Origin of the sequence: Flavobacterium sp. SLB02 (assembly GCF_009664855.1) — a bacterium.
Taxonomy (GTDB): Bacteria; Bacteroidota; Bacteroidia; order Flavobacteriales; family Flavobacteriaceae; genus Flavobacterium.
Map to the genome: position 1 here is coordinate 1139049 of NZ_CP045928.1, position 14562 is coordinate 1153610.

The 14562-nt window shown below is 35.4% G+C and carries 9 protein-coding genes and 1 rRNA gene; 4 read left to right on the forward strand and 6 right to left on the reverse strand.

The window, feature by feature from the left end:
* Positions 1-11: 11 nt before the first annotated feature.
* Positions 12-121, forward strand: a 5S ribosomal RNA gene (gene rrf / locus GIY83_RS04625).
* Positions 122-297: 176 nt separating this feature from the next.
* On the opposite strand, the gene GIY83_RS04630 is transcribed toward rrf, so the two are convergent.
* Positions 298-678 carry a transposase gene (locus GIY83_RS04630; protein ID WP_208685137.1) on the reverse strand — a complete coding sequence of 127 codons (381 nt, stop codon included), beginning with the start codon at positions 676-678 and terminating at the stop codon, positions 298-300.
* On the reverse strand, positions 644-850 hold the full coding sequence (locus tag GIY83_RS04635; protein WP_208685139.1) for a transposase: 207 nt from the start codon (positions 848-850) through the stop codon (positions 644-646). The genes GIY83_RS04630 and GIY83_RS04635 overlap by 35 nt, the downstream gene beginning before the upstream one ends.
* Before the next feature lie 612 nt (positions 851-1462).
* Between GIY83_RS04635 and GIY83_RS04640 the strand changes: the two genes are divergently transcribed.
* Positions 1463-2629, forward strand: a complete 1167-nt coding sequence (locus GIY83_RS04640; RefSeq protein WP_208685141.1) for a serine hydrolase — start codon at positions 1463-1465, stop codon at positions 2627-2629.
* Between the two features lie 243 nt (positions 2630-2872).
* On the opposite strand, the gene GIY83_RS04645 is transcribed toward GIY83_RS04640, so the two are convergent.
* The 4 genes from GIY83_RS04645 to GIY83_RS04660 all read right to left on the reverse strand — a co-directional run bounded on the left by GIY83_RS04645 (position 2873) and on the right by GIY83_RS04660 (position 7484).
* Positions 2873-3631: a glycosyl hydrolase gene (locus GIY83_RS04645; protein ID WP_194620110.1), complete on the reverse strand. Its 759-nt coding sequence runs from the start codon at positions 3629-3631 to the stop codon at positions 2873-2875.
* 330 nt (positions 3632-3961) lie between these two features.
* A complete protein-coding gene (locus tag GIY83_RS04650) occupies positions 3962-4441 on the reverse strand; it encodes a CAP domain-containing protein (protein WP_208685143.1) in 480 nt (159 codons plus the stop codon).
* A gap of 142 nt (positions 4442-4583) precedes the next feature.
* On the reverse strand, positions 4584-5618 hold the full coding sequence (locus GIY83_RS04655) for a hypothetical protein (RefSeq protein ID WP_208685145.1): 1035 nt from the start codon (positions 5616-5618) through the stop codon (positions 4584-4586).
* Positions 5619-5966: 348 nt separating this feature from the next.
* Positions 5967-7484, reverse strand: a complete 1518-nt coding sequence (locus GIY83_RS04660) for an amidohydrolase family protein (RefSeq protein ID WP_208685147.1) — start codon at positions 7482-7484, stop codon at positions 5967-5969.
* Positions 7485-7905: 421 nt separating this feature from the next.
* On the opposite strand from GIY83_RS04660, the gene GIY83_RS04665 reads away from it, so the two are divergent.
* A complete protein-coding gene (locus GIY83_RS04665; protein WP_208685149.1) occupies positions 7906-11904 on the forward strand; it encodes a hybrid sensor histidine kinase/response regulator transcription factor in 3999 nt (1332 codons plus the stop codon).
* Positions 11905-12072: 168 nt separating this feature from the next.
* Complete coding sequence (locus tag GIY83_RS04670) at positions 12073-14508, forward strand: TIM-barrel domain-containing protein (protein WP_208685151.1); 2436 nt, start codon at positions 12073-12075, stop codon at positions 14506-14508.
* Positions 14509-14562: the final 54 nt, after the last annotated feature.

Consider the following 14562-nt stretch of genomic DNA (forward strand, 5'->3'; position numbering starts at 1 on the left):
AAAAACGACCTTAAGGTGGTTATTGCGGCGGGGCTCACCTCTTCCCATCCCGAACAGAGTAGTTAAGCCCGCCTGCGCAGATGGTACTGCAGTTATGTGGGAGAGTATGTCGTCGCCTTTCTTTTAAGAATCCTCATCATTTATTTGATGAGGATTTTTTGTTTTACAAAATACTGCAGTTATGTAGCGAGCCGTGATAACGGATGAACACGAAAATCTCAGGAGTAGTAAAAATTAAACATAAATATTAGTTAGTCTAAAAAGGAAGTATTCTATATTTCTAATATCTCTGAATTTTCATCTGAATGCTTTTATTTTAGCATTGAATGATTCTGCAGAAGCATTTGTGCTTCTGTTGTCAAAATAATTCAATATGGTTTGATAATGATTCATAATGGTAGGAGAAATTGTATCGAAAGATTTAAATCCAGATTGATTTACTTTTTCATGCCATTTGGCTAATTTTGCAAAACCAATGATTTTGTCTTTTTTATTCTCAAAGATACTACGGAGCTCTTGAGTTAGACTATATCTTTTTGAATCAGGATATAATTCAAATAGTAACGCAGCACGTTCTGTTTGCTTTGAAGTCCATTTAGATTTGGTTTTGTACAAGAAATAGCGGCTTCTGGCTAGTAATTGTTTAAAGGTATCCCATTTGAAGTGTTTTAGATTCAAAATTTACTTTTGATTTTTTGGCTTTTTCGATAACATCATTTTCCTGATCGATAACTTCCCAAGGATATTTAATGCTGATTTCCTGCAGGGCCTCTGTAGCTAGCTTTTGAACATGGAATCGGTCTGTAACGCGAGTAGCATTAGGAAAGCACTTTTTAGCTATCAATCCCATGTTTCCCGGAAAGGATAAACATACCGAATTACTTGCTCTCGTTTAAAAAAAATTGCTTACTATTCGCATTTTTACAATTTAATGGCATTTCGATCGAGTAATTTTGCTTTCGACAAAAATTGGAAAGTCAGAGTGGGCTCAAGTTAACACTTCCTCTATAAAGAAGCCACAAATGCAGCAGTTAATCCTAAATCCGGTAATTTTGAGAAAAAACAAAAATGAGCCAAGATGGATAGTTGTCAAAACCGAAAGTAACAAAGAGGTATCCAGGCTATTTTTTGACTTTGAGATGGAAATCTTCGAGTTGGAAGAATGCATAAAGATTAAATACGAAAATTGCGAACAGGTGCCCTCCATCTGCAGGCTGCTGGTGGATGCGAACATTGACATCTTGGAAATTTATCTTACTCCCAGAATCTGAATATATTATATTTTGGATATATAATTCTAGTAATTTTAAATAAGGTATGAATTATACGTTATTTGCTTAGGAAAAATTAAGGCAGCTTAATTAGTAGTATTGTAAGACTGCCCCGAAATGTAATTGTAAATATAAAAGTAGCAATATTAACGTGCCAAAATATTGCAACACATCTAAAAAACATAACTCAAATGAACATCAGTAAACTTAATCATTTACTTATCACGTGTTGTATTGCAATTCTTTTTGCTTGCTCAACAAAACGTGACAAGACTGCAGCAAAAGAAAATAAAAACATAAAAGCAGATTTATTATCTATAGAGATTCAAAAATTAGGATTAGAATTTACCAGAAAGAACAATGTTCCCGGTATAGCTGTTGCTGTTATTCAAAATGGAAAAATCATATCGATTCAATGCATCGGTTATGCTGATGCGGCAACTAAAAAACCCATAACACCACAAACAATTTTTAATATTGGCTCAATTTCGAAGGTTGTATCCGCTTGGGGATTTATGCAACTTACTGAAAAAGGTCTTGTACAACTTGATGAGCCAATTAATCAATCTTTAACCCGTTGGCAACTGCCTAAATCCCAATACGATGTATCAAAAGTTACACTTCGACGCCTTCTTAGCCATACATCGGGTCTCTCCGTGCATGGATATGGCGGCTTTGAGCAAGGAACCAAATTATTAAGTTTAGAAGAATCCCTAAACGGAAAAACAAAAAGAAATGGAGAAAGTGTACATCTTAAAAATGAGCCAGGAACAAAGTGGGACTATTCTGGTGGCGGTTACACGCTGGCGCAATTATTTCTTGAAGAAAAAACAAAGGAAAAATTTGCTGACTATATGAAAAAAAATGTATTCCAACCTTTGGGATTAGTTAATACCTCTTATGAATGGACCGAAGGCATGAAAGCGAATTCTGCAACTGCGTACGACACGCTTGGAAATGCTATAAAAAACAGAATATTTACAGAACAAGCAGCAGCAGGATTACAAACATCGGTGCTGGACTTAGCACATTTTGCCGAGCTATCTATTACAACTGATTCTCGGGAGTTAAATAAAGTTTTAAGGCCAGAGACAATACAATTGATGGAGCAACCTGTTTTTCCATATTCCAATGAAGGAGAAAGCGGTCTTGGATACCGATTCATGAATTATGAAGGTCTCCAAACAATTGGACATACTGGAGAAAACGTAGGCTGGAGTGCAGCAATGTTTTTACATTTACCCACCAAGAGCGGTATTGTGATGCTTTGCAATGGCTCCAACGGAGATCGTGTCTGGTTCCCAATCTATCAGAGCTGGGCAAAGACAATTAAGGCAAAGCAAACGCAGATCCACTGAAACATTAAAGCTGCCGATAAAAAAATAAAGGGTATTAGATAATCATAATATTGATGATAAAATTGCAGTAGTAGAAAGAGGGTAGCTTTTTTGATACCCTCTTTAAATGCGTCATCTTTCTCCCTATAGTTGAACCAATATAGCAGAGATTTTCAATTTAAATTGATCATCCCCATGTGATATTAATTAGTGTAAATATCGTTAAATAACAAATGAGTTTAAAATTGCTTTTATCTATATAGATTAATTACTAGTTACAGAATAACTATTACAAGTAAAGTTTGATCCATTTCCGTTTGTACCGTAACAGGATGAGATTTCAAATCCATATTGTATGTCTCCAACAGTAACGTTACCAAACCATCCTTTATTTTTTATCCAATTATATATTGCTTTTGCATCTATTGTGCCACTGTTCGTTTTTGTTGTACGCAAAAATGAATAAACATTATTAGATCCATTATTTCCACGGAATACATTCCAGGTATGTCCTCCTATGCTTTGGTTTGTGTATACCGGAACAGAAGCGCCAGTTGATGAATAATTATAAGAAATTGGTTTTACATTTCCCGAACCATCGGAATTTCCGGTGTAATTTAACCACAGCATTATTTCATTGGCTTTATTGCTATCCCAAAGATCATAAGCTGAAACCCAAGCTCCTCCACTAGGGGTAGTTGCATTAAAGCTGGTTGTAAGAGTATTGATTGTACTTAACACCTTACCTACATATTTGGTTGAATTGGGGTATGATTTAATACCAGCTGAATTGGGGTGGTTTGCCCAAATACCCCAATTACTGTAGTTATTTGCCCATATGGACTGGCTTGCTGCGCCAGAGCCCCATATGTTATTATAAACGGTATAACCGCCATTTGACCAACTAGCATATTGATCAGATGATGACCATGCAGCTTTAACTTCTGATTCATTGCTTAATTCACTTGTTTCGCAACCCATAAACATTAGGCTTAATACTACAAATAAAATTGTTTTTTTCATGAGATTTTAATTTAAGGTTAAATGATTAGTTGTGCTAATTTGTTAATAATTAAGTGTTTATCTTGTTTTTTGTTGATCTGTAAGTGTATTTTTAAATTATAATTAGAAAAAACAGATTATAACGTTTTAAAATTCAAATATATTCTTAAGTTATGGTTAAAAAGACTATATGTAAAATAAAAAAATGAGAATAATATAATTTGTAAAATATAAAAACAGACTTATTCTCATTATAGTGAGAATAAATCTGTTTTTTTTGTATTTATTTGTTGAAGAAAAAAAAATGTTTGTTGTGAGATAGCAATAACAAAGCTGCAGAAGAAAATTAGTTTACTTACCTAAATTTACAACCCATATATTTCCTGATTTTCCCACACCCATTTCTACATAATTACTACTCATCATAGCCTTGCAATGGTCTTGGCTATTTTTCCAGCCCATTACAACCTGGAGAGAAGTACTGTAATTGCGAGCAATTACTTCGCCTACATATTTTCCAGTATATCCGACAGCTGCTGCTCTTTGTATAGGACTTGTCCCTTCAGGTGATATATGGGAGAAATAATTACGATCACTCATATCTTTAGCATAATTGAAGGCTGTTTTTGTCAATAATGAATTGCTTACCAATGCAGATACAGCAGGCATATTATCGTTTCCGCATTTACATCCCGCTGTTCTAAGTTTATTTATTTCAATCAAAACAGAGTCGTTAAGGGAAGTCTTGTCAATGGGAGTATCATTATCACTATTACAGGATATAAATAATAAGCAAGTCAAAAGAATATAAATAACACGCTTTAGAGACATAATCGATTATTTAAAGGGAAGGTATAAAGATATTTGTATTTATTGTTTTAAGATTTCCCCAAAGTTAAGGATCATTATTTTTCTTATTGATATTTCACTCAAAAAGGTATTTTTTTTAGTTTTTATTAAAGATAGGAAATCTTTAATAAAAGCGGTAGGTCACCTCCAGGATGCGATCCTCAAAGTATTGGGACATCTTGGCTGTGTCGGATTTTCTTTGTATTGTTTTTAGAAAACCTTTTTTGTTATAAGACATTATCAGTTCGCTTACTTTTTGCCCACTCCATATATCCTCCATTAGCACAAGATTCTTATCTTTATTATAACTGTATTGTTCGTTTTTAGGCTCCATGTTGTTTGGTGAATCAGAAAGAGTGGAAAGAAAGCCTTCATTGAAGTGATATAATTCTGATGGAGTAGTCTTATCAGCACAGCCATTATGAAGAAACAAGGCAACAGGGAGCCCGCTTAAATAGTAATAAGTCTTTTTTTGATAACAGGTATCCGCATTGTCATTCTTCTTTAAAAAATCAAAGTATTCTGTACGCTCTTCCACTTCAAATTTATTTTCAATGTAATGGCAATATTGCCATGAAGAAAACTCGTTTTGGGTGATCATCTCATTGAAGAGGCTTTCATTTGGCAAGGTACCACCTATGACCATTTTGTCTAAGCCAGGAACAGACTCCGCGAGCCAATCGCTATTTTGGGATCTATTGGGCATTTTGGAGTTCAATGAAAAAATCAGGATTTTATCAATTCTGTTTTTCTCATCATATTGATAAGAGCTAATCCTTACCACACCATCTCGATAATCAATTCTTGCTTTTTTATCTATCAGCCCTTTTGGATTGTAATAATATCTTGTATAAAAGGTGGTATCTGTACTTTCTTTCTCGTATCGTATGTTGGTTATGCTCACCATCTGGCCCTTTGGGTTAAAATCATAAGTATAATTTATGCCATACTCGCCCTTATCTTTAAGGACAATGCTTTTTACTTTATTATTCTTGATAAATACAGGATTGAAAGGAAAGACTGTTTTTGTAAAGTAATTTTCTTCCTCAAAAGGAACAGTGATGTAAAAAGACGCTGTCTGTGCCTTGGCATGAACTATGGTAAAGCAGATAAAGAGGACCGTTAAAAAAGAAATAAATTTATATTTTGAGTTTATCATAATTTGTTTAGCTATATATAGTTGAAGATAATACATAGCAAAAATAATAAGGTTTTGTTTAACTTTTACAGCATTGTTTTTTCTCGACACTTAATCCCTGTCCACAGATTAATAAGTGGGATATCCATTTTTGCTCCTATGCTAATTATAGTACATCAAAAGTTTTATTTTTCAAAAGATGTTCTTGAACTGTTGTTGTTTGTTTGCATTTAAGACCTTAATGGAATTTACCCTTATTTGATTAATCAAACAGGGACGACATTATTTAATAGATTTTAAACAACAGGATATAATAAATTAAACACGACTTTAGATCAGTTTTAAAGACCTTAAAAGCTCCCTTTGAAATTATAAGTATTGGTCAATTTTTATATTTCTGTTTTCATTGTTTGCATCTTCTATAGCTTTTAAAATAGTTTTAATTTGGATTTTATTGATCGTATATTGATCAAAAAACACACATTCAATAGTCTTTGTATTTTTGATATCTTCTAATGGATTTCCTGCCAATAGCACTAAATCAGAATGATATCCTATTTTTATTTTTCCTGTATTACTTTTCATCCAGTTACCTGGTGCAACAGTTGCTGAATATAATACCTGAGAATTAGTCATTCCAGCTTTAGACAAAGATTCTAACTCACTGTGAAGTGAAAACCCGGGCACAACAGTTGCTACATTGCTGTCTGTTCCTGCCATAATGGTAACTTTATTATCAGCTAATGCCTTTGTCATGATATGAATTGCCTGGACATACGTATTCCAAAAGGTCCGTGATAATTCTTTGGCAGCATAATTATTTTTCCCGTCATATTCATATCCATTTGTACCTGGCAACCATCCCAGTTTATATAGTATGGTTCCTTCCATAATTTTCGGGTTAACATACTGTAGTTTTATATCTTTAAGCTTTGATTTTAAGTAAAACCTTTGCTCTGGAAAACTTTCGCATAACCAAACCGTTGACGTAACACTAATTTTATTCTCTTTGAGTCTTTTTGCAATTTGATTTGAGTGCCTTTTTAAATATTTGAGGTACTCTTGCGGGTTTTTAGATATTGATTTTCCAAATTCGTCAATAGTTTTTATAGTTATTTCTTCGATATGAGCAATCTCACCCTGACCTGATTGATAAAAAGTTTCTAAGTTAACTAATGGTATGTGACCAATAACTTTAAGATTATGCTTCTTAGCAATGTCTATTGTTGTTTTGAACATTTCGGTATTTACAAAACCATACATTTTAACCGCATCGTAGCCCTGTTCACTTATTTGTGATATTGCTTTCTCAGCATCATTTGTATTTGAATAATTAATGGCCTGCCTAGTCCAACTGTAATAATAACCCGCTAATCCACTCTCACTAAATATAGGAGGAGATGCAATAAACATTCCGGGTCCAATACCATTTTTTTGTATTGATTTTCTCCATTCTAAAATCAGAGGACTTCCGGCCATTTCTCTAACATAGGTAACGCCATTAACCAGATATAAAAACAAATCATTTTTGCTTTCTTTTAAATGAACATGACTATCGACCAGACCTGGAATAAGAAACTTATTTTCACCATCAATAATTCTAGCTGTACTATCGAGTAGTTGATTTTTACCTAATTGAGTTATTATGCCGTTTTTTATTATTACATCTTGATTTTTTATAAAATAGCTGCAATCCTCAGAAAGTATATTGACGTTTTTTATTTGAGTTGTTTCAGCAGGTCTTAGTATTGAAGAAATATTTATAACTTTTGTTGACCTGCCAAGGACTTTATTTAATTCATTATCTGCCCATATAAAGGCAGCGATAAAAATGACAAACAATATTAATGTAACATATAGCAATTTTCGAAACCATAGCTTTTTCATAAATTATTTAATTTAGATTCAGCAGGCAAACTAAAAGCAAAAATATCCGTATTTGGCATCTAATGAAGCATTAGGTACGAAATGTATCGTTTTAGGTATGAAAAATCTAAAGACCATAAATACTGTTTCTAATCTTAATGGCTAGTTTTCTAATTCTTGAATTGTCTTGATAAGTTCTTTTGTGAGAAACAATATTTTGTCCCCATCTTGAGTTTATATTGATTTATCCCCAAGGTAAATTAGCTAAGGTTATTATTCTTATAAAAGTTTCTATTTTCCATTTAGAAAGAAAAATCATCTATTTTAATTATCTACCTATTAAAAAACTGATGTTCATTTGATCCATAATATCATTATTAAAATTAGAGAGTATATTTACAACTCGATGTTAGTATTTTTTATAGATGCAACCTTTAAATAAATGACAAAATTATTATTTAAATTTTTGTGGCAGAGTCTGAGAAAAGAAAACGGCATTTTGCGAGTCTCTGCCCATGGATATTTTTTTCTTTGCGCCATCTTTTTTTCTTGCAGTAGTAAAGTTTTCCCACAAGATCTTTTATTCTCTGCAATGGAAAACAGACATCAGCTCAATGAAGAGAAAATCAGGAATTTTATTGAACTCCAGGATGGGAGAATAGGTGTTTTTACCGAGGGAATGCTTAACTTATATGATGGAGCAGATTTTAAGACAATAGAAATTGACGATGATAATTCCGCTGCTCTTATCTCCTATAGGGGATTTCATCACAGTTATGCAGAGAAGAATCGAATTTGGCTCAAGCATAAAGGGGAGATCAGCCTGATTAATCTCTCTAAAGAAAGGAGCCAAGCCGATCCAATTAAAACGCTGCGTTTTTTAGGATTTAAAGGCACTCCGGTGGATTTATTTGTTGATGAGAAAAAAGATATATGGGTGGTAAATGACTTGGGCGAACTGCTTTGTTACAAGCAGGATTCTAAAGAAGTGGTCTGCTTTTTAAAGAGCATTTTTATAAAGGGAAGCCCTGATGAACTGCTTTATGATCTTGTTGCCGATCAAAATAAGGTATATTTAATTTATAAATCAGGATTAGTGCGTTGTTTTGACCGCTTGACCTCAAAAGAGATTTACAAAGTATCTATTGTAAAGGATGCTTTGGGTGATTTTAATGATTGGAATCATACCACAAGGGTCGGTAAATATCTATATGTTGTCAGGTCGGGAATCGCAAAAGGACAATTGATCCGATTTAATACCCAGACCAAAGAGTCAGTGGTCTTATTACAAAGCCATACTTATTGGCTTAACACTTTTGCCGCGAATAAGAATGGGGATTTTATCATTAGCTGCAGCAAAGGACTTTGGAACTTTAGATCGGGCAGTACTCTGGGTAGGTTTTATCCAGAGCTGAATTTAAAAGAGAAAAACAAGATAAAGACTGAGGTAAGTACTGTTTTATTTGATTATCAGGGAGGGCTTTGGATAGGAACATTAAACAAGGGGATTTATTACCATCATCCGGATCGTTCCCGTTTTAAATATTATCAAAAAAGTAATTTTAACTTAAAGGACAATAAGGAATTCCAGGTCAATTGTTTTGAACAAACTCCCGGTGGTAAATTGCTGATCGGTACCAGTGAGGGGCTCTATATAGCCGAACTTCCTCTCAATGATACCAAATCATTCCAGGTTGTACTCTCCCAATTGCATTGTTATTCTCTCTTAAAGGATTCTGCGGGTCAAATATGGATTTCCACCAGTAGGGGACTATATGTACAGGGCAGAGATGGCCTTATAAAACAATATACAAAACAATTGACCAATTGCGCCTATCAAAGTACTCAGGGAGAAATTTATATCTGCACTGAGACTGGAATTTTCAAGTGGAATAAATCTTTGGAGTCTTTTGGTCTTTCCTTTTTGATGCATTCTCCCCCCGATGTATTTCAAATTACCCAGTGGAATAATCAATTGATTGGTATTTGCTCCAATGGGCCTTTTATGATGGATATGGCAGGGGATAAAATTATCATGCCCTTGGTAAAAGGGCATAAGAGAATGCCCATGTTTAGCCAGAAGAATCATAAATACAGTTGTCTTTTATCTGACTCTGAGAAGGATTTGTGGCTAGGGACGTATAACGGCCTTACCATTTGGGACCATAAAAATCAAAAGTTATATGAATTAAATACCGATAAGGGTTTAGTAAACAATAGCATTAAGGCGATAGTGCAAGACATTGATCGTTCATTTTGGGTTACCACCTCACGCGGGGTGAGTCATATCATTAAAAAAAGAGCAGCAAAGGGACTTAGTTTTAGAATTGTAAATTATGATAAATTTACCGGAGTGCTCGAATATCCATTTACGGACTGCTCAGCGCTTATTTCTTCAAAAAACGGATTGTTTATCGGGGGAATAGACGGTATGAATAATCTAGAGAGAAATCATGCCATAGACACTCAATATGTGCTTAATCCCATATTATGTAATTTCAAATTGTTTGGTAAAAACTTGACAAGTGGCCAGATGATAAACCAGGAGATTGTTTTAAATAATGCCATCGCATCAACCGATACCTTACGGCTGAAGCACAATCAAAACTTTTTTAGCATCGGGTTTTCCGGACTCAATTATATCAATGAATCCCGCACGTATTTCAGATATAAACTCGAGCATATTGACCCCAATTGGCGCAGTGAGAATTCTGTCTCAGGGGTAGGGGAAGCCAGTTATACCAATTTAGCTCCGGGTCGCTATCTTTTTATGGTTAAGGCCAGCTCTGATGGTCTACACTGGCCTGGAAGAGTGAAAAATCTTTTAATTATCATCGAGCCTCCTATATGGAATACCACTCTTGCCAGAGTACTTTATTTGGTATTATTAGGTTTGGGGATTGCTTTAATTTCTAAGGCTCTTCTAAAGCGTAATGCCCGGGTGCGCAAAAAACAGCAGGATTATGCCGTAGAGAGGGCTAAGTCTGATTTTATAACCAATATGAGTCATGAGTTGCGTACCCCCCTTACCCTTATCATAACACCCTTAAAATCGCTGCTTGCAAGGGTGGAAGATCAGAAAATAAAAAAAGAACTCCTGCAAATCAGCTCCAGTAGCGACCTTTTACTGGATACTGTCAATCAGTTGCTTGATTTTAAAAAAATAGATACAGGAGAAGAAATATTACATCGCAATTTTTATGATAGTCTTTCATTTATCACTGAATTGTGTAAAGCCTACCAGCCACTGGCAGAGGAAAAAGAAATTGACTTTACCTGGGATATCGACCCGCAAAACGATGATTTGTATCTGGACAGGCAAAAAATTACCAGAATAGTAATTAACCTGCTTTCTAATGCTTTTAAATTTACAGGCTCGGGCGGCTGGGTTAAATTCTCGGCAGTAATTGAGAGTAAGGATAAAATTATGGTCATTTTGGTAGAAGATTCAGGCATTGGAATCTCTCCAATAGAGATAGATAATATTTTTAATCGTTTCTATCAGGCGGACAATCAAAACAAGGGATCCGCCGGCAGTGGTATAGGACTCTACATGGTGAAATATTACGCAGCAATGCATGGCGGATGGGTCAGGGTAAAGAGTAACTCAGGGCAGGGAACTTGTTTTAAGGTGCTATTACCCGTTGGTAAAGAAACACAATTGAGCTCTTTTAAAGAAGGGAAAGAATCAGCAAGAAAAAATATACTTATTGTTGAGGATCACATTATTTTTAGAGGGTATCTGCTCGATGAATTGAAAAAGTATTATAATGTGATCACAGCCCATGATGGGCAAGAAGGTTTAAAGAAAGCCATTATGCATCTTCCGGATCTTATCGTAACAGATATGATGATGCCCCAAATGGATGGCCCGCAATTGAGTCAATCGATTCGAAATACGATCGCCGTGAGTCACATTCCCATTATTATGCTTACCGGAAGAAGCTCTGATGAGGCCCGCTTTGAAGGTTACAGCGCTGGAATCGACGCCTATATGGTAAAGCCCTTTGATATTAATTTGCTGGTACTGCGAATTGATAAACTACTGGAGATAAACGAGACCAGAAGAAAAATGTTCAGCAATAAAAAGGAAGTGCAAGTAAATGCCTTGACCGATAATCCCATTGACCAGGAGTTTTTAAAACGCGCTTTTGAGTGTGTTTTGGATAATTTGTCAAATTCTGATTATACCGTAGAGAAGTTCAGTGAGGATATGAATATGGACCGTACTGGTTTATATCGAAAACTTATGGCCCTTACGGATCATTCTCCCACCAATTTTATTCGTAGTCTGCGGTTAAAAAAAGCAGCTGAATTATTATTGGATAAAAAACTCACCATTGCCGATGTATCGGATCAGGTAGGTTTTAATAGTATTTCTTATTTTACCAAATGCTTTCATGATACCTTTGGTAAAACACCCAGCCAGAGCAGGGAGTGAAATTTTTCCATGTAATAAATTGATTTTTTTAAGGTATTGATTATTAATACTTTGTAGTAGATTTCTCTCTGATTTCAACATGAGTTATAATTATTTCAACATAGTTTAAAGGAGGTAAAAATTACAAAAGTTATTTTTATTGGACTATAACTATTTAACTCAATCGAAATGAAAATTATCTACTCTTTATGCACTGTGTTGCTTTTTTGCCTTCATAGTAATGGGCAGAAATTCCAGAAAACCATTCAGGGAATCACCACTATGGCCAATGGCCATAACATAGAAATACAGTTTTACAGCCCCTCTATTGTCAGGGTTATTAAATCTCCGGTAAAGAATTTTTCAAAAGAAAGTCTCTCGGTAGTTTTAAAGCCTTCTAAAACTGCTTTTAGTGTCAAGACTAGTGGCAATAGTATCTTTTTAAAGTCAGATCAATTAAGCGTTAGTGTAAATACTGTTTCAGGAGATGTAGCATTTGCAGCCTTTGAAAATGAATTATTAAAAGAAAAACCCCAAGGAACCAATTTTGAACCTTTTGATGATACAGGAGTAAAGACCTTTACAGTGACACAATCTTTTATTTTAGATAAAGAGGAACCTATTTATGGTTTGGGACAGCATCAAAGAGGAGATTTAAACCAAAGGAACCAAAAATATCACCTCGAGCAGGGTAATGTGGATGATGCGGTGACTTTTTTTCAATCCATAAAAGGCTACGGACTTTATTGGGATAACTATTCTCCAACAGAATTTACAGATGACTCCAATCAAACTTCGTTTAAATCTATCGTGGGAGATGCTGTGGACTATTATTTCATGTACGGAGGCAATGCAGATGGGGTAATTGGAAAAATGCGCGAATTAACTGGACAAGTACCAATGTTTCCTTTATGGACCTATGGCTTTTGGCAGAGTAAAGAGCGATACAAAAGTCAGAATGAATTGGTAGAAGTAGTTAAAAAGTATAGAGAGTTATCAGTACCCCTTGATGGAATCATACAAGACTGGCAGTATTGGGGCAACAATTATCTATGGAATGCAATGGAGTTTTTGAATCCGGAATATTCAGATCCCAAAAAAATGGTGGATCAGGTTCATGATCTTAATGCCCATATGATTATCTCGATTTGGTCTTCCTTTGGTCCGCAGACAAAGCCTTATAAAGAAATGGATCAAAAGGGAATGTTATTTAATATTAAAACCTGGCCGGAATCTGGTTCAGAGATATGGCCTCCAAATGCGGATTATCCCTCAGGGGTTAGGGTATATGACCCTTACAATCCTGAGGCGAGAGATATTTACTGGAAATATGCCAATAAGGGACTATTTTCTCAGGGAATTGACGGCTGGTGGATGGATTCCACAGAACCCGATCACTTTGAGGCAAAACCAGCAGATTATGATACAAAGACCTATCTGGGATCTTTTAGAAAAGTGCGAAATGCATATCCTTTAATGACTGTAGGTGGAGTGTACGAGAATCAGCGCAAAACCACATCAGAGAAGCGTGTATTTATTTTAACCCGATCTGCCTTTGCAGGCCAACAGCGCTACGGGGCCAATACATGGTCTGGTGATACGGGCTCGAGCTGGGAAACCCTTCGCAATCAGATTCCGGCCGGTCTGAATTTTACCCTTACAGGCATACCGCATTGGAATTCAGATATAGGAGGTTTTTTTGCAGGAGCCTACAAGCAAGAATGGAAAGCGAAATCAGGAGCCCAAAATCCTCTTTACCAGGAACTCAATGTGCGTTGGATTCAGTTTGGTACTTTTAATTCCATGATGCGTTCTCATGGCACAGACGTTCCAAGGGAGATTTATAATTTTGGTATAAAAGGTGAGCCGATCTATGATGCCATAGAGAAATTTATTAATCTTCGTTATGCGCTTCTTCCTTATATTTATTCCACATCATGGGAAGTTACCAATAAGGATTCGAGTTTTATGCGGGCATTGTTTATGGATTTTCCAACCGATAAAAAAGGATGGGATAGTAAAGATGAGTTTATGTTTGGCAAATCAATTTTGGTAGCTCCGGTGGTCCACGCACAGTATACTCCCGAGAAAATAGTAAAAGTTAACGAATCAACGGGCTGGGAGCAGCAAGGAGATAAAAAAAATACAGATAAAACAACAGTAGACTTCAGGGCTGAGAAGTCCAGAAATGTATATCTGCCTGCTGGTACAAATTGGTATGACTTCTGGACCAATGAGAAAATTAAAGGCGGTCAGCAAATTGAGCGAAAAACCACCATTGACATGCTGCCTCTTTATGTAAGGGAAGGATCAATTATTCCCTTAGGTCCCAAAGTGCAATTTGCAACCCAGCAAAAATGGGACAACTTGGAGATAAAAGTATACCCGGGTAAAGATGGCTCCTTTGTGCTTTATGAGGATGAGTTTGACAATTACAATTATGAGAAAGGATTGTATTGCGAAATTGAATTTTCCTGGAATGAGGCCTCAAAAATGTTAACCATTTCCAACAGAAAGGGACAATATAAAGGAATGCTAAACAGCAGAAAATTTACCCTTGTCATGCCAGATGGAACCACCAGGATTATTAATTACAATGGTAAGAAAGTGCAGGAGCGATTTTAATGATAATTCATTAGAGTTTTTTTCTAATACTTTACCCGGTTATATAGACCCGGG